Genomic DNA, 18341 nt, shown 5'->3' with positions numbered 1-18341 from the left:
AATAATTTTATGTTTTACTAATAATCCAAAATGGGCCTCCTGCATCTGCTCCTTTATTTGCTTCATTTAAGATAATTGATAAGTCCCATTTCTCTTCACTTCTTCTCCTGCTTACAGGATCTGCTACTAAAATTCTTTTATCTATAGTTACCCCTCTAAGTACAATAAAATGCCCACACCTTGTAAAATGCCCTTTTGACATAATTGCAATTATAAGTTTTCCTTTAGAAAGCGCATCAACTATCCTTTGTGGCTCATTTGCTGTACATCCTTCTACTTTAAGTCCAAAGTGTTTTGCTCCATAAGGTATTAAAGTATGATAAGATCCCACACCTTCGCAGTAATAACCATTTTCATAAGCCCATTTACTCATTTGAACTGGATCTACTTTCTTGTTTGTAAAACTTGAAACTACTATAGAAAGTGAAGTTGGCCCACATGCACTTCTTCCTATAGTTCCAGTTTTCCCATAAGGCTTGTCTTTCCATCTTGCATCAGCTTGATTATAATAAACCACTTCTGTAGAACTATCTTTGAAGGATATCCCTGAAAAATCCAAACCACTACTTTCTAAATAACTGTTGTCATTTGGATTTATCAGTTGTTCATATCCATATTGACTTCTAAGGTTTTTTACTTGATTTAACTCATTCCCAAGAAAAATGCCACTTAACATTTCAATAGGATTAGTGAGGATATAAACTATAAAAGCCAAAATTAAAAGCACCGAAATAATCGGTGCCAGCGAAATAAAAATTATTCTGTTTCTAGTTTCATCATCTTTTGAAGCTTTGATTGCTATTTTAGCAATGGTAGCTGCTGATTTTGGATCTAATGCCATAGTATCATGCCTCCTTATTTTATTTTGGATAAAAAAATAGCATCTGGTTTAGATGCTATTTTACAAACTGTTTATGTTTAATTTTAAATTACAATGTTTTAACTTCATTATACAAATTTATTAATTCAAGTATATCCATATCTAAAATCGGTTCATACATAAAAGAATTTAGATGTATATTTTCTGGTGTTATAATATTTACTTCTTCTAATAATTTAACCTTATCATTGTTGCCAAACTGTTTAAATCCACTAAATAATTCTCTAGTTTGATTTCCAGATATAGAAATATGACACATAAATTCTTCAACTGTTCCTGTCTTTATTCTTTTACCTTCTCGCCAATTAAGATTTCCACTGAAATTTTTAATCTCATGAATCATATAAACTTCTGCCTTATGTCTGATCGCAACAGCTAAAATAATCTTATTTTCTAAATCAACATCAGATTTGGATATTGAATCCGCAATAATATAAAATTCATCACAAACACTAGATGTTAATTCTATTGCTTCATCAAATTTATCTACTCCTAGATATTCTTTATAAACTTTCCTCAGAACATCAAAAGTTATTCTATTTGTAAAATCTTTTTCATGAAGTAAATGCGTAAGAAGTAGATAATCTTTGTCAATACCCGATACTCCTCCAATATTCTTATCTTCGCTATATTCTATTATATTTCTTGCAAACGGTATGAGTGCTAATACATTCCTTTTATTTAAATGCTTTTTCCAATGTTCAAAAGGTTGTTTTTGATATTTTTCCTGTTTTAGTGCTATTTCATTATTTCCTATTTCCGCGCATAATCGATTTTCTCTTTTGATGTTTAAACGTCCTGAAACAGTTCTAAAAAAATCAAAATTATGAGATAAAATTATGAGATAGAATTTATCTTCTTTTGCCATATCATATAAATATTCAACAATAGCATATTTATTTTTGTAATCAAAAGAATCCGCTATATCATCTACAATAATTAATTTTTCCTTACCCTCCTCCCGTATTCTTTCAATGTCAAAAATAATATTAAGCAAATATAGTGCTCTTTTTTCTCCTTGGCTAAGAACGTCTATTCTTTCCAAATGGTCTCGATCCATTTCAACAATTTTATCATTGCGTTTAAACGCAAATTCTACCCTTGGGACACTCTCCCCTATAATAGCACCTTTCATATTTGATATTTTCATTTTATATGGAACGGTAAATCTCTCTTCAAATATATTTAATGCCCTTTTCCATGATGTATCATCCAAATCCACAGTATCAATTTCTTGTTCTAGACTTTCATACTCAGTAACTAGCTCATCAAATTTGGACTTCTCTGCATTAATATAGGACAACCACAAGCACTTTTTTAGTTCTTCTAACTTATCTACTTTTAAAAACGTAACTATGTCAGGTGTGCTTTCTATTATATCTTTTAAAACAATTCCCTTAGAATCGCTCAACATTTTTTCAATATCCTTAAATACGGGTACAGCCTTTATTTTTTCCTCTATTTCAGAGATTTTTATGTTTAAATCTTGACTATTTCTTATTTCCAAGTTGCCACCAAGAAACATATGATTATCTTTTACAAAAAATTTGTCTTTATCTAAAGCCTTTCCAATATCTTTAAGTTTTGGAAGAGTAAGATTGCCTTTTTCTAAAAACTCATAATCAGCGTAAATTTCCTCGCTTTTCAAAATAAAATCATCTATTTTATCTTGAAATTTTTGTGATGTTATCTTTTTAATAACAGTATCATCAAATATGTTACAATATTTAATATTTGCACACTCATATTCCACAGTTTTATTCGCTAATTTCTTAATATTTAGCAAAAAACTATTTTCTGAAAAATTAAAATCACTTATTATACTTGGTTCTAATTCATATACCTTTTTACCACCTAATGTCTTTACCATTTTTAATCCAGAATATTTTTCAAGTGATTTAATAAATTTTTCCTTTAATCTAAGAACTTTTGATATCTTGTTTTTTATTTCATCGTTAACTAACAATGAAGTGATACTATTTGATTCATACGAATTCTCAAAAGATTTTATTACAAAAATATCATCCTTCTGTATTTCAATATCATCCTTTGTTACATTCACAATGCCATCTAATCCAAATATTTCATCTCTAATTGAATCTCTTTGTTCATCCTGAATTTTTTTAAAAGTTTTTGAAAATGATGTTTTCATTAATCCATTTCTAGCATATATTGCTATCACATTGTCATCTGAAAAATCAAATAAATAATTCATTTTTTCAATTCCAAAGCAATATTCCAAGTTTACATTTATTTTATCCATACACTAACCCTCTATCCTCTTATAATTAAATCAAATACTTTCAAATCAAGATAATAAACTTCCCATTATTCAAACAATATATTATTAATTATACCACTATTTACCATGGTTCAACATATAAAATGTAGAATTTGCAAATTATCTAATATTTTTTACTTGATTTAATTAATTACCAAAAAACTACTTAACACCTCAATATGATTTATAAACACATAAACAACAAAAGCCAAAATTATAAGCACCGAAATAATCGGTGCCAATTATGTAAATATTATTTTGTTTCTAATTTTATCATCTTTTGCAGTTTGAATTATTATTTTAACAATGATTGCTGCTATTTTTAAATTAAATACCATGGTATCATTGGGTAAAAAATAACACCTATTAAAAATATAGGTACTACAAATAATTAATAGGTTATAGTTTAATTTTGTGAAAAAATAAATTATTTGCAACATGACCATTGCCTTTATATTTATTTTTTATATTTTCATAATATAGCTTAAATAAAATCATACAAATATTTTCACATCTATGTTTTCTACATATTGATTATCAAAACAAGTATAATACATTATAGTATATTGAAATATTTTGAATAATACCCACAATTAATCAAAATATAAAATATAACTAATTACATTTTATAGGAAAATAAGTTTCAAAAAACCATTTACAGTTCAATAAACTTTTAAAACCTGCATATCTCCAAGGCATCTTTTTTTTATTAAAATATACATCGACCTTTCTTTGCAGGTTTTCACGAATTACTTTCTCATCTTGTATCTCTTGATATAGCATTTTTAGTTCTTCAAACACTACATCAAATTCCACCTCAAAATCTGAAAGATATAGATCATCAATTTTTAATTTTCGAAAATGAAATGTTAGTTTATCATAGAAAACATCATCCCAATTACTTAATTTTTTTATATAAAAACTAAAACCTATATTCATATCCTCAATTATACTGCATTGTAAAAACTCAAAAATATCGTTAATCTGAACATCATAGTACGGATGAATAAGTTGTTCTGATTTGTTAATAGAATAATAATTATCTTTTATTTCATTACATTCCTTACATATCGGCACCAAATTATTCACTGAAATTGATAAAGATGGAAATACAGATTTGGGGAGATAGTGATCTAATTGTCTTACTTGCCTAGTATAAAAATTACAATATGGACAGTATCTTTCTGCCGTTCTAATTTGCTTATAGAATTCATATAAACTAGTATACTGGCTATTTGAGAATCTACTACTATACATTTTTTTCATATAATCTGTATAATTTTCGTTGTTTTGTATAAATTTCTTTTCCTCTTTATAAAACTTATCTACATCCAAAAGGATTTCATCATATTTTTCAGATTTTTCCAATACTCTATCTCTATATTCTAATTTTTTAAAAGAATTACATACATCTTCTTGAGAAATATTAGGTTTATTTATTTTTCTCATAAGTCTCCCTCTTTTTATTAAGTAAGCTTTGCATTAATATTTGTCCCAAAAATCCAACTTTCCCATCAAATTTTTTTATGCTTTCATCAAAGGTATTATCAAGTTCTTTTTCTATCAATCGATAAAAACCTGTTTTTACCAATTCAAATCCAAACACTTCTCTAGTTAATGAATCTGTATTTGTTGCAAACGACTCTAGTGATATTCTGTCAAATTCCATGTTTTCACCAGTTCGTACAATTCTATTAACACAATCTTTAGGTACTTCTTGTAAAACAATAGGAGAATGTGTTGCAATAATTGCTACTGCATTTTTCTTTAATAATAAAAATGATAATGTCCTTATATACGTAGAAAGTAAGGGTGGATGTAAATGTGTTTCTGGTTCATCAATTAATACAATTGTTTTTTCATGAATTGACTCTGCTAATAATGTCAAAGAAAGAATTATTATCATATGTCCAGAACTTAGTCTTTTAAAATATTTTCCAACCTGTTCATCAACTTTTTTTACATTTATCCCTTTTTCATCTACACCTAATGCATTAGTTATATCTTTCTTTTTGTTTCCAAAATAGGATTCTAAAATTGTAATGAAACCATTGTCATAGAACATGGGATCAGTATTTAAATTTCTACAAGTATCCAAATATGTTTCAACCTTATTTTTACTCTTACTTATTTTACTTAAAGCTTCAAGAAATTCATTTGCCAAATCCTCAACAGATTTAATTTTTGTTTTACCATCTTTTTGACTTTTACTGATTGAACCAATATATTTATATTTTTTTCTGAATTCATCAATTAATATTTGTTCTTTATCCTTAGGATTTAAAATATCAATTGATAGTGCATCATCAAAAACGCTAAATGATAATCCAATAATGCCAGCAAAACTATTTTGTGGACAATCAATAAAAAATTTATCACTTATTGAATATTTTTTTGACTTTTCTAATTCAGTAGTACTTACACCACTATTTTCAAGCAATTTACAAGCAATATTATGCAAAAGCCATGTCTTACCTACGCCATTCCTACCAATTAATATATGAATATTACTTGGAGGCAATGAATTAGGGATAACATTAATATCTATTCGTTCCTCATTATATCTAAAATCAAAAGAATATTCCGTTAACTCTGCTTGTCCTTTGGTAATCCTATTAAATTGTTCTACATTTGAAACATACAGATTTCTCATTAATGAATTTCTTAAACATGATTCTGCTTCATCGTATAAATTTTGAAATCTATTGTAGTTATAAGCCAAGTCTTGCATTGAATCATAATATTCTGTATTTTCATCCTCAAAGAAACTATTTACTTTTTTATAATATCCAATATCTTGACCTAAAGAAAAAAAATCATCTGGCAGTTTATCAAATACTTCATTAGGAATTAGTTTCTTAATTGAATAAGATGAATAACCATTAATTGACTTAGCTGATTCAACTCTACTCTCTAACGAAATACATCCTATTTTTACTGTTCCAAGTTCCACTGCATCTTTTAACTTATCACATTTATAATAAGCAGTAAATGTAGTGCAATATGAATAATCATCCCAATGATTATAAATAAGATAAACAATCCCTATTTCATTTGCCTCATAATAATATTCTATCCGCCTAAATTTCATCTTTATCCCTCAATACATAAATAATCATAATATATTTTATGTTTTTTACTTTGTAAGTATAATATAATGTTACATTTATATTATACTTTAAATATCAATAAAAGAAAATATATGAATTATCTTTTAGGTTTTATTAATATATATTGTCATAATTATAAAAAATCTTAAATAAATTGATGAAAGATTCTCAAATAAAAATATATCAATTTTAAAAAATTATGCTTATTACAAGGAAATCTTAATATATCTCTCCACAACCCCTATAAACATTAAACACATAACAGTTCATAAACCGCCTTTCTTATCTTCCCCCAGCCTTCCCCATATAATCAAATTTGTATTCCGGTATCTCAAATACTACATGAAGCCTCTTTGAACCTATCATTAATAGAGCATTTCCTCTCTTTTTACTTGCAAGAAGTTCTTCTTCTGCATCTGTTAAATTATAAAGTTCTTTTGTTTCTTGTAGATTTCTGCCATCTGTACCCATTATAACTTTAAAGCAAGGTATATCAAGCAATGCTTGTCCATACATTTTTATTTGAGGATCAAGAAAATCTACTACTGAATGACTTATTATAGCTACTCCCGCCTCATATTTTCTTGCTCTCTTTTCTACATTTCTTAGAAACACAAGGCTTTGAGGCACATTGGTATCAATCATAAGATAGGCTTCATCACAGATTAATAACACTTTTTCATTTCTATCTTTGCTCATCTCCTGCCAGCACCATGTAAGTATATTGAAATATTGAGTTCTCTTAATATTATCATTAGTATTTTGAAGGTCATGGGTATCAAGACATATACATCTTGTGTTGGTTTTTATAGAACTGTACCCATTCCATAGAAAAGAATCACTTCCCATAGCTATATCTTTTAAAAGTAAAGCAAGATCTGCATATATATTTATTTCACTTTCTTTACGTGTTTTTTCTTTTTTCTTTGCTTTTTTTTCTACCAAATTATAAAGGTCTATGAATATTGGAAATTCTTCATTACTTAAAGTATTTATATCCGTATCCCAAGTAATGTTGAAGTTATTGTAAAGTTCTATTATAGAATCCTTAAGTATAGCTCTTTCTCTATCTGTTAAGGAAGGAATATAAAGACTAAAGAATATTTCTAAGTTTTTAATATAAAGAGCCATATCTCCCATGCCTTGTCCTTCATCTTTATAAATCTCATCATTATCGTCTACTGGAGTAGGTCTTATTTGAAGTGGATTTATTCTTCCATTGCTTCCACCGCCTGCATTAATCCAATCTCCATTTAAAGCTTCACATAACTCTTTATACTCGCACTCTGGGTCTATAAATATTATTTTAGTTCCTTTCATATACTCTGATAATGCTATATGTTTTACTGCAGTAGACTTTCCAACTCCTGCTACACCCATTATAACCATATTCGTATTGGTTCTATCATTTCCTCTTTTCCATGTATCAAGTATGATAAGCCCTCCACTTGAATCTCTTCCAAAATAATAGCCCGTCCCATCATTATATCCACTTGATGAAAAAGGAAATCCACCTACAAAGGTGGATAGTGGAACTATTCTACTTACTATTTGCTCTATATTTTCATCAGAAGTATAAAAAGGAGATATATTTTTAAAAGCCTGCTCCTGCAAATTTGCAAGGTTTCTTGGCTTGCATTTACTCATGGCACAAGTACTTTCAGTCTTTCTACAAACTTTATTAAATGATTCATCTTCTCTTGATATGGGCATAATTGTAATTCCCATAAGTCCTACTGTTTCTCCATTTTGGTCTATTTGAACCATTATCTTTTCTCCATCTTGAGCTGAACGTTCTGCTCTCTTTTGTGATAATGGGTCTTTGGCACTTTCAGCAGCTCCTCGACTTTGAATTACATTTCTTGAAAGACTCTCAATAAAAGCACCATTATCAATAGGTGTAAAAGCTACACTGACAATGGTGCTTGGTATATTTGTAATTTTAGAAAGCCATCCATAATCTACTTTTTGGGGGTATTTCACTATTCCATAAATTCTTCCTGTATTTTCTCCTATAACAAGACTATTTCTTTTAATTTCAAGTCCCATAGGAGTAATTATATTTAAAAGAGCATTATTTAGTGTTATTTCTGTTCCAATATTCTTTTTATTTTTAATCATTATGCCATCTCCCTAATAATTTTTATTTTATATATGATAATCTTAGTTTTCCTAAAAAATAGGTATAGTAGCTTCAACCTCACTATCTTCAATATTTGTATACGAAGGGTTATTAATAAGATTGCAAAGCCTTACTATGTCCTGTTGTTTTAATATTTCACAATGAATATTTCCACTTTCAATTTTTGATTTAAACTCATAACATCTTTTAGAAATTTCTCTTTCAATATCTTCTTCATGTTTATCCCAAATCATTATATAAAACTGTCTTTCAACAACTTCTCCAGATAAAGCGTAGTTACTCATTACAAGCATTTCATTTCTGAGTAAGTCCTTTTGCTTTTGGTCAGAACTGTTTGCAATAATTCCTGTATACTCATTTATCAGTGGAGATATATCTACTGGTCTTGATACTGCTAAAAATTTATAAGGCTTTTGTTCACTGGAAAGCTCTGCTGTAAGGGTTTTACATAAAAGCTTTTTTTCTCTTTCAGATAATAAATCAATACTTATAGGATTGATTTTTATATACATAATAATATAACCATCCCTTGTATAAAGGTAACGGTCTTTAATATCTTTTACATTTACAAAATCATTAGCATTTATTCGTTCCTTACTTTCTGTAGCTTTATTTTTGTTATTACTTTTCTTTATAAAAAATATTACTCCTCCTCCAACTAAACTAAGTAATAACATAATAATAGGTATAATCTGCTTCATACTGCACCTCCTATAGTTCCATATCATCTTCATAATCTGATACATATATATCCATAAAGGCTGAGTCTTCTACTTCTTCCTGTGAATAATACTCTGGTTCTCTAAATCTTTCATAGTATTTTGAAATCTGTTCATCTGTTAGGGAAATAGATTCTCCATCCTCATTAAATCCACAAAGAAAAAACGTACCAGCAACTATATCTCTGCCGATACGTCTATTTCCTTCAAGCCCTTTTACTTTCCCTTCTTCATTGCAAACAAGACTTGTATTATCATCTAAATCTACCATTTCAATTGAACCGCCAACTATCTCTTGCATAGGCTCTAATCCTTTTTCTATTTCTGCAATATAAGGTCTTGCTTGTGGTTGCACTATTAATACTCTCATAATTTTTTACATCTCCTTTACTTTTTTAATGCTTTCTCTAATATCTAATCCATCAATTTCATTTCCAAGGCAAACCCACCCCTCACAAGTTTCTCTTGCAAATAGTTCAACTTTAGGTAAATCTCCACAAAGTTCAATTATTCTTTTTCTTACTTCATCAGGTTTTTTACTATGCTTTTCAATAGGTGAATCAATAATTGAATGAACTGCTTTTGATACTCTTTTCGGATGACCTTTAGTGCCTATAAGACATATCTCTGGATTTGATCTTGTCCAAAAACCTAGTCCCCAAAACCAACTAGGGCTTTTCTTATTTCTTTTTACCCAGCAAAAACCTAATGTTTTATAAGTAAATCCCCATCTCTTTATAGTTTCAAATCCTACTAATAAGTTAGGAAACGTAACCCATAAAAATAAAATACAATCTTCCATAGCTAAACTGGATACATCAAGATTGTATATATCTTCATGCTTCATAGTAGTATAATGATTTTCTGCTGATCTACCTTCGCCTTTTTTAGAATAAACTTTGTAACTCCATGGTGGATCTGCATAAATTATATTAAACTTCATATTATTCTCCTTAAAACTGTGGCCCTATATGCCAATCATCATATAAGCTACCTTTTATATTTACATAATCATTTAAATTAACAGAAAGCATTCCATCTGGTGTCCATACATCTATAACCTCAGCATAAACTGTATAAATCCCATCTGGATACCATATAGGGGTAAAATGAACCCTTTGATTATAGGTAGAATATTTATTTTTTCTAAGCTGAAAACTTGAGGAATATCCTCCCCTTATTAAATCTAATACCCTATTATAAGTTTTATAATTAAATTCTGGATAATATGATATAACATTTTGTGCTCCTGTTATAGATGACATTGGTGCATTTGAACTTAAATTACCAGTTACATTTAAGTTTATTCCATATCCTGATCTCATAGTTTTTGAATAAGCCGTTGGTACTTTACTATCAGGCTTCACATTTATATTAGCTGAAAAATTTGCATAATAACTTAACCACCTGTATTTCCAATCACCTCTATCAACCCATTTACCATTATCCACCCAATGACCTGTATTTTCACCAGTGCTAACCCAGTTCCAATTTGCTTCCCATTCCCATTTTGGTTCCCAATAACATTCCCATTTTCCCCAATTAGCATAAGTTTTTTGAGCTTTACTTGGAATACTTGAAGCTTTAAAACCTTTATTTTTATCATTAGCCGTTGGATTCGGTGGAGTATTTTCTTTAAGTTCTATAATTTTTGCTGTAATATAGGCTTTCCCTGCTGATGCTCCACTTACACTTACATCAATATTTAATGTTTGTGGCGTTTTAGGAGTATGCCATTTAAACCATACCTTTTGAGATTCTCCTTCTGGAATATAAATATTACTTACATTATAGTTTTGTCCATTTACTCTAAAGGTTACAGTTACAGAATTGTCAGGTGTTCTTCTTCTATCTGTGTTTACAGTTATTGAAGTAATGACATCTGTATCACATCTATATTCATAAGATTTAGTATCAATATTCACTCCCTTATCTGCTGCACCAAATCTAACAATACCAAGACCTAAATATGCTTTTATCTGTGCATTTGATACCTTTTGATTTTTAGCTCCTGACCAAGAAGCAAACCCTAAGTCAGAAGTTTGCAAAAACAAGGCAAGTGGCAAATTTTTATGAGATAAACTTACCATTTTTGCTCTAAGTCCCCCTCCCAATTTTTCGTCATATAAAGCTGCTTCATGGGAAGTTATTGCCATATAAGAACCTCTAAATGTCATATAGGCTATAGGCTCTAACAGTATTTTATAATCTCCACATATAAGTTTGTCATATTTCATTCCTGTAAGATTTGCAATTAGCTTTAAAGCATATTCAGAACAAAAATATTTTTTAGTAGCTTCAATATTTATAGCATAACTGTTTGAACCTATGATTCTTGGCATAGGTTTGGATGGTTTTGAATAACTATATCCATTTATATTGGGAGTTAACCTTGCTCCATTCCTGTACTGAATCTTAGATTTTTTCCCAAAATGGGCAAGTTTAGACGGCTGGCTTTTATTTGAAAAATCAATAGGTGTAGTAACTGGCATTTGATCTTTACATCTAATAACAGTAACCCTTACCCCATCATTACCTGGATTCCAAAAATTTTGAGATGAACCATTTCCCATTTCACCTCCTCCGCCATCAAAATTACCATTTCCTTCAGCCAATACACTTATGGGAGCACAAAAAATTATTAGCATTAAACAAACTAAAAATGCTGTTATCCTTTTCATGAGCTTATACCTCCAAAAAAATTAGAGAGTACAGTTTTAATTACCGTACTCTCTAAAGAATATTTTTATTTTACTAATCCATTGTACCTACTTGTTTATCAATATCTCCATCTGATGTTACGTTTTCTCCTTTATTAGCTCCACTATCATCAACCCATCCGAAGCCCGGAAAATATACTTGCCCTTTACTATTTTTTTCTCCACCCTTTGGTGTAGTTTCTTTTTGTGGTTTTACTTCTTTTTCAGAATAAGTAGGTACTTTATTTTTATTCTTTGTATCATCAGTAGTCTTAGGCTTTTCCTTTGGTGGTTCTGGTTTTTTAGGTACTATTTGTGTTTTTTCATTTCCCGTATTATTACTTTCTCCATTGCTTTGGGGAGATTTTTCTGTACCATTAGAATTATTAATTACTGGAACTTTAATTTTTTGTTCATTATCTGCTTTTATTCCATCTACCTTAACTTCATCTTTTTTCTTTACCTCTGATAAAACTTGCTTGTCTTTATTTTTAGGTGCTTTATTGATATGAAATGCTAAACCTAGTCCGAGAGATACAGCTAAAACAATAAGAAGTGATACAACTAAATTTTTCTTTAAATTAAATTTTCTCATTGACATTCCCTCCCTTAATTTTTTTAACATAAGAGTTTTTTCTGCCCTTGTTAAAAAATAAACATATTTTTCATAAATTGTCCAGATATTTTTTAATTATTTTTTATTCACACGTTGTATACATTATTACCTATCAACATGTTATTAACTTTAAAATTTTGCGGTGTAACCTGCATTAACCTTTAAATTTAATTTTAATGGTGGTAACTTGTCCCATCCAAAGGATAAAGGCACTTCAAGATCAATAATAGCTTGCGCTTGAAATTTAGGTAAACTATTTGGATTTTCTGGAGCTAATGGTGTATTCATAACATTAATTTTAAGGTCTGAAAGCCTATATTCTGCTTCTTTTGATGTATATTTAATGTGATATGATTCATCTTTCTCTAAACCTAAAAGGTTGTCAAGATATGCAAATACATCTCCTGTATCTACTTTACTTTCCCAAATATCAGATGATGATAAAGTATATCCGCCACTATAGCCTTCACGAAGTCCATTATATATATCATCATAATTTTGTGAAGCTACCGATATTATTGAGGTTTGAAGGGCATCTCGAACTCCTTTTGCTATAATTTGAAGCCTCATATATTCAGATACTGCACTAAATATAAGTATTAAAGATAAAACTATTGCACAAGCAAGTGGAAGGGCATTTCCTTTTTTCTCTTTCAATATCCCTTTTATATTTTTTATTTCCAATATACTTCGCTCCTTCCTGTAGCTTTAGATTTAAGCTCTATAGGAAAAGATCCAAAACTAAAGAAACCTATATCTACAGTTTTAGTAACAATTACAGTAATTTCATCATTTAGCTGTACTTTATTTGTTTCACTAATATAATCTGCCTGCCACGATATTGTTGGATTTATTCCCGTCTGCTCCTTTAAACTTTCTTCCTTAACACTTACTTCTGTCCCTATTCCTCCTGAAATTTCAGCAGTTCTCATAACTTCATTTGCATAATTATTTAGTTGATTTTTTACTACAAATATAGGAAATACCTTTACTGCAAAAGAAATAACCATAATTGCTGCAATAACAATAACTACAGTGTCTATGTATCCTTCACCCTTCTTTTCTTTTAAAAGTTTAATCATTTTAGCACCTCCCTAGAAAAGTTGGCCCATGGTTTTCATTATCTGAACTCCCATTACCGTAAGATACATAAATACAAAACATATAAGCATTGCAAAGGAATATTTTCTTATCTTTGAAGGCTGTTTTGCAGCTAAAGTTTTAAGCCTTTGAAGCTCTAGTTGCTTTAAATCATGGGATAACATTTGAAAATAAACCACTCCATCATCACCACGAAGAACACTTATAAGACCTCGAACTACTTCTGATAATGCTGAGCTTCCAATCCTTGTCTCAAACCTTGTAAGTGCTCCCTCAAAACTTCCTGATTTCATATCAGCAACAGTTATTTCAAGTTCTCTTTTCATAGCTTTCCCTGCATTTTGTTTATAGGTTTCAAGAATAGACAATATATCTCTACTTGCTTTTAGTTCTTGGGTAAGAGTAGATGTAAACCTTGGAAGTTCATATTCTATTTCTTCTCTTTGATTTTTAACCTTATCCTCAGCAGCTTTAATTTCTTTAAAATATACTGCTACAACTAAAAATATAATTGCCGGAATGATCATAGGAAAAATAAATAAAGCAGGGATAATACTTAATAGTACCATTCCTGCTTTAACATAAGCTTTTGCTATATAAGTTTCTGGAGTTAAGTTTATTTCTGCGCATTTTAAAATTGCTATAAGCTTTCTTTTTTTATAATCATTAATCTTTATCCTTTTAGAAAGTTTAGTTGACAGTTCAAGTATTAAAAAATCAACATTGTGTGTCTTTTTCTTTTCTCTCCTACTTATGCTTAGTACCGCCTTTGAAGCTTTTATATATGGAAACTTTAATAAATCTGCCATTATCATATATACTCCAAAGGAGAATAATAAAGAGAAAACCAACAATATTATTAACATGTTTTCACCTCACAAAAAAACACGCAAAGCATTTGCCCTACGTGTTCAAATTATTTTATATTATCTTAATTCAATGTGAATTTCTTTTCCTAAGCCTTTTGCAAGCTTACTAAGAAAATCTAAAGAGGGATTGTAATTACCACTTTCAAGCCTGCTTATATTTGATTTTTGAGTTCCTATACGAGAAGCTAATTCTTCCTGAGTAAGATTTAATTCTCTTCTCGCTTTTATTACTTCAGAAACAAGTTCATATCGTGGTTTTAGTTTCTCATATTCATCTTTGAACTCATTATCTTTCATAAGTTCTTCCTTGATTATTGAAAAATCAACACTTGCTCTACTCATCTTCACACCTCTTTTCAAAATCATTTTTATATTTTCTAGCTCTTTCAAGCTCTGATTTTGGAGTTTTATTAGTCTTTTTTAAAAAACCATTTAATAATACAAAAGTATCCCTATGATAAGTGAAATAAAATATTCTTGATGCATCTGATCCTAATTTTATCCTTAACTCATATATTCCTTTATATTGTTCCCCTTTAATAGATTTTACATAAGGTTCTTTTAAATAAATTCCATGCTCTTTTAAAAGTTCTATTTCGCTATATGCTTTTGCTCTCATTTTAGGTGAAAGCGATAATAAGAATTCCATTACAGGGATGTTACCACTTTCTCTTTGGTAAAATTCAACCTTCCATTCCACTTTTTCTTCTCCCTTTTTATAATATATGAATTTCTTAACTAAATGTTATCACATACGATAACTTTAGTCAATATATTTACCTTCTATATTCCACAGGTCTAGTAATCTTTATTACTGCTGCCATGGATATAAATATAACTGTTAAACAAACTGCAAGTATTGCCTTTCCAATGCTTGTGAACACCAAAATTTCGTACCATTCCTTATTTAGAAAATACATAAGTGGTATATTCCCTATTAAAAGTATAGTCATGGTTATAAATTCCTTCATTGGTTCATAAATCAAATAATCCAGTTCTGCTCCAACTATTCTCATATCTGAAAGCTTTGAAACTATTGGTGTTAATGTAGTTTTTAAGTTCTTATCTTCTTGGCAAGCAATTACTGCATCTACCCATTCTTTAAAAACTTCATTATCTATTTTGTTTTTTAGATTCTCAAGAGCCATTTTTATATTAGAATTTATAAGCTTCGTCTGAGTTAAAAATCCTTTAAATACCTCTGATACTGGAGGGTTTATGTAGGTTATATTTTCGTCAACTGCGGTAATTATACTTTCACTTCTCATATAAGATGTTGTGATTACTGAAAGTGCTGTTTCCAATTCTGCATTTAACTGCTTTTTAAAGAAATTAGCTGTAAACTTAATATACCAAAATGGAATAAGTGAAAATCCTACGGAAAGAACAGGAAGTAAAAAGAAATTATTCATTGATACTGCTATAATTACACCCATTGTAAATAAGGAAAATGCTCCTATACAAACAGTTGAAAACTTTTCTGTTTTTCCTGTAATCCTTAGTATTTCCCTAGTTTCCTCAATAAGAAGTTTTATTCCTTTGGGCTTTTTCTTATTTGTAGTCTCTTTGATTCTTGCCTTTATTGATTTTTTCTTTCCTTTAAATTTATTTAAAATAGCTTCAAAGAATTCAAACAATGTCATTTCTAAAATCATAAAACTTCCTGCAATTATTCCTAAAAAGGCTATTAGTTTTAATAAAGTCATTTTACTTCACCTTCCTTTACTGTATTCTGATTTAATAAGCTTTTAAGAACAATTAAAGGCATCCCATTTTCAAGTAACCTTTTTTGAAGATTCTTTGATATATCATTTATTTTTTCATAGTAACCTATTATTTTTACCTTACCATCTATTACTTTATTTTCTTTTATATGATAACGAAAAAGAGTGTGAATTTTTCTTTTACCATTAGGTAAAATTTCACACTCCGTTATTTCCATTATCTTTCTTGAATTATCTTCTAGCTTTTTAGTAAATAAAACTATAGGAAAGGCTTCTGTAACTAAAGAATACAGGGTTTCATCATTTATATCATATTTCATTTTACAAAGGGTCATCATACGAAAATAAGTAGCTTCACAAGAATTTGCATGGGTTGTAGTTATAACTGCATGTCCCGTTCTTGCTGCCTCTTGAGCTGCAAAAGATTCTTCCCCTTTCATTTCTGCCACACATATATAATCTGGATTAAAAGTCAATGCACTTTCAAGTAATTTTTCTTGCTCTATGTTTTGCTTTTTATCCTCACTATATCTTGTTACTGTGTGCACTACATTATTTATAACATTTCCTTCTTTATCTGTTTTAACAAGATCAAATTCTCTTGTGCCATTTTCTATGGTGAATATTCTTTTATCATCAGGAATAGTAGATAGCAGCCAGCTCATTAATGTAGTTTTACCAGAAGAAGTTGCTCCTGTAGCACACATACTTATACCATATCTTAGGCATATGCTTAAAAAATCAAGCATTTCTTCTGTAGCTGTACCATTATTAACAAAATCCTCTTTTGATAATTTTTGTGGATTTACAATACGAATAGATGCTGAAATACCTTTATCATCATCTATAACACCAGTTCCAAACACAGTTATTCTTATTTTATTTGATAAATGTCCTCTAACTATTGGTTGAGAATTATCAAGAATCATTCCTGATTTATGAAGAAGCCTTCTTAAAACATCAATGGCATGTTTAGGAGAATTGAATTTATCCTTTGTTGGAAGTATTTCACCATTAGTATAAGTTATTTTAATATCTTTCCATTGATTTATATTTATTTCTTCTACATCTTTTCTAAATAGGTACTTTGTTAGAAATGAAAACTCTGCCATCTCAGAATATATCTTTTCTATAAGTTCATCAAAACTTAATCCTTCTACTCCTAAAGAATAATCCATAATATATTTTGAAATATAAGATTTTATTTGTTCCCTTTGTTCTTCTGGATTATCTGAAATTAGATTTGAATATTTATTTGAAATATACTCCTGCACATCTTGTAATACCTTTGTAAATTCCTTAATATTTTTTCCTGTGTTAAAAAATAACGCTGCATTATTCACTACTTAGAACCTCCTTTACCAAATATAAAAGCTTTCTTGAATAAGGAAGTATTTTTGTATTTAGGATTTATTTCAGCAATACTGTTTTTTACTTTATTGCTTTTAATTCCTACACTTTCTTCTAAAATTACTGAAACTAAATCGTTTAATGTATTACTGTATTCAAAGCTACTTTTATCTTTTAACTTATTAAAAAGTTCTCCAGTTAATAATTGTTTTTCTATCTCTTCAGTATAAGGAAGCTCGTATTTTACACCTCTATAAATTTCTTTTATTTGTTCTCTCGGTTCACTTATCTTTACCTTTGATAGAACCTTAATATGTTTATCTACATTAAATTTTCTATCTTCAAGTAATGGTAAATAAGAATTAAAGTAAGCTACTGCTTTTAAATTACTACTACAAAGCCTAATTACACTATCTGACATCTCAAGAGCTACCGCAGATAAAGTATCATAGGCAAATAAGCTTGAGCAATCTATAATCACATAGTCTGCAATATGTCTTAAAAGTATCAAAAAGTCTACTGCCCTTTCTTTAGAATATTGAGCATAAGTAAATATATTTTCGCCTTGCAAATATCCAAGTAGACTTATATATGGATTTTTTTCTAAGACTATACATTGAGCCATAATCTCTTCTTGATTTATCTCTGGTGCTGACAGTATTCTTCCCAAAGATTTATTTTCTGTTTTTATATATGGCAAAACTGTCATAATAGTAGGAGCAATTATATCTGAAAATACTACTATTACATTTTCCTTTTTTAAAGATAATTTTTCTGCTAGTTTAATACTTAATGAGGTTTTACCTGAAAAAGGATTCCCCCATATAGCAATTATTTGATTATTCATTC

Annotated in this window: 18 protein-coding genes; all 18 read right to left on the bottom strand. The window is 29.1% G+C overall.

Annotated features, from left to right (window positions below):
• Positions 1-7: 7 nt before the first annotated feature.
• The 18 genes from BN1711_RS06810 to BN1711_RS06725 all read right to left on the bottom strand — a co-directional run bounded on the left by BN1711_RS06810 (position 8) and on the right by BN1711_RS06725 (position 18339).
• Complete coding sequence (locus BN1711_RS06810; protein WP_050607418.1) at positions 8-841, bottom strand: C39 family peptidase; 834 nt, start codon at positions 839-841, stop codon at positions 8-10.
• A gap of 88 nt (positions 842-929) precedes the next feature.
• Positions 930-3143, bottom strand: a complete 2214-nt coding sequence (locus BN1711_RS06805) for an ATP-binding protein (protein ID WP_050607417.1) — start codon at positions 3141-3143, stop codon at positions 930-932.
• Positions 3144-3776: 633 nt separating this feature from the next.
• On the bottom strand, positions 3777-4610 hold the full coding sequence (locus BN1711_RS06800; protein WP_050607416.1) for an HNH endonuclease: 834 nt from the start codon (positions 4608-4610) through the stop codon (positions 3777-3779).
• The gene (locus tag BN1711_RS06795) at positions 4594-6252 is read right to left on the bottom strand and encodes an AAA family ATPase (protein WP_050607415.1); all 1659 of its coding nucleotides are present in this window, start codon (positions 6250-6252) and stop codon (positions 4594-4596) included. Before BN1711_RS06795 ends, BN1711_RS06800 begins: the two co-directional genes overlap by 17 nt.
• Before the next feature lie 301 nt (positions 6253-6553).
• A complete protein-coding gene (locus BN1711_RS06790) occupies positions 6554-8392 on the bottom strand; it encodes a VirB4 family type IV secretion system protein (protein WP_050607414.1) in 1839 nt (612 codons plus the stop codon).
• Between the two features lie 51 nt (positions 8393-8443).
• A complete protein-coding gene (locus BN1711_RS06785) occupies positions 8444-9115 on the bottom strand; it encodes a hypothetical protein (protein ID WP_050607413.1) in 672 nt (223 codons plus the stop codon).
• A gap of 10 nt (positions 9116-9125) precedes the next feature.
• The gene (locus tag BN1711_RS06780) at positions 9126-9503 is read right to left on the bottom strand and encodes a DUF3846 domain-containing protein (RefSeq protein ID WP_050607412.1); all 378 of its coding nucleotides are present in this window, start codon (positions 9501-9503) and stop codon (positions 9126-9128) included.
• Between the two features lie 6 nt (positions 9504-9509).
• Entirely contained in the window at positions 9510-10076 is a 567-nt protein-coding gene (locus BN1711_RS06775) for an MT-A70 family methyltransferase (RefSeq protein ID WP_050607411.1), read from the bottom strand.
• A 10-nt stretch (positions 10077-10086) separates the two neighbouring features.
• Positions 10087-11814 carry a DUF8193 domain-containing protein gene (locus BN1711_RS06770; protein WP_050607410.1) on the bottom strand — a complete coding sequence of 576 codons (1728 nt, stop codon included), beginning with the start codon at positions 11812-11814 and terminating at the stop codon, positions 10087-10089.
• 73 nt (positions 11815-11887) lie between these two features.
• Complete coding sequence (locus tag BN1711_RS06765; protein ID WP_129582137.1) at positions 11888-12427, bottom strand: DUF6550 family protein; 540 nt, start codon at positions 12425-12427, stop codon at positions 11888-11890.
• A gap of 150 nt (positions 12428-12577) precedes the next feature.
• Positions 12578-13132 carry a hypothetical protein gene (locus BN1711_RS06760; protein ID WP_050607408.1) on the bottom strand — a complete coding sequence of 185 codons (555 nt, stop codon included), beginning with the start codon at positions 13130-13132 and terminating at the stop codon, positions 12578-12580.
• Positions 13123-13530, bottom strand: a complete 408-nt coding sequence (locus BN1711_RS06755) for a DUF4320 family protein (RefSeq protein WP_050607407.1) — start codon at positions 13528-13530, stop codon at positions 13123-13125. The genes BN1711_RS06760 and BN1711_RS06755 overlap by 10 nt, the downstream gene beginning before the upstream one ends.
• A 12-nt stretch (positions 13531-13542) precedes the next feature.
• Entirely contained in the window at positions 13543-14415 is an 873-nt protein-coding gene (locus BN1711_RS06750; RefSeq protein ID WP_050607406.1) for a hypothetical protein, read from the bottom strand.
• 60 nt (positions 14416-14475) lie between these two features.
• Positions 14476-14760, bottom strand: a complete 285-nt coding sequence (locus BN1711_RS06745; RefSeq protein ID WP_050607405.1) for a helix-turn-helix transcriptional regulator — start codon at positions 14758-14760, stop codon at positions 14476-14478.
• Positions 14753-15118 carry a type II toxin-antitoxin system RelE/ParE family toxin gene (locus BN1711_RS06740; protein ID WP_050607404.1) on the bottom strand — a complete coding sequence of 122 codons (366 nt, stop codon included), beginning with the start codon at positions 15116-15118 and terminating at the stop codon, positions 14753-14755. The genes BN1711_RS06745 and BN1711_RS06740 overlap by 8 nt, the downstream gene beginning before the upstream one ends.
• A gap of 76 nt (positions 15119-15194) precedes the next feature.
• On the bottom strand, positions 15195-16124 hold the full coding sequence (locus BN1711_RS06735; RefSeq protein ID WP_050607403.1) for a type II secretion system F family protein: 930 nt from the start codon (positions 16122-16124) through the stop codon (positions 15195-15197).
• Positions 16121-17485, bottom strand: coding sequence for a CpaF/VirB11 family protein (locus tag BN1711_RS06730; RefSeq protein ID WP_050607402.1), 1365 nt, complete (start codon positions 17483-17485; stop codon positions 16121-16123). The genes BN1711_RS06735 and BN1711_RS06730 overlap by 4 nt, the downstream gene beginning before the upstream one ends.
• The gene (locus BN1711_RS06725; RefSeq protein ID WP_050607401.1) at positions 17485-18339 is read right to left on the bottom strand and encodes an ATPase involved in chromosome partitioning; all 855 of its coding nucleotides are present in this window, start codon (positions 18337-18339) and stop codon (positions 17485-17487) included. The genes BN1711_RS06730 and BN1711_RS06725 overlap by 1 nt, the downstream gene beginning before the upstream one ends.
• Positions 18340-18341 lie beyond the last annotated feature (2 nt).

Source organism: Clostridium niameyense (assembly GCF_001243045.1).
Lineage (GTDB): Bacteria > Bacillota > Clostridia > Clostridiales > Clostridiaceae > Clostridium_F > Clostridium_F niameyense.
Note: the sequence above shows the minus strand (reverse complement) of the source record. Positions and strands in the feature narration are given on the sequence as shown.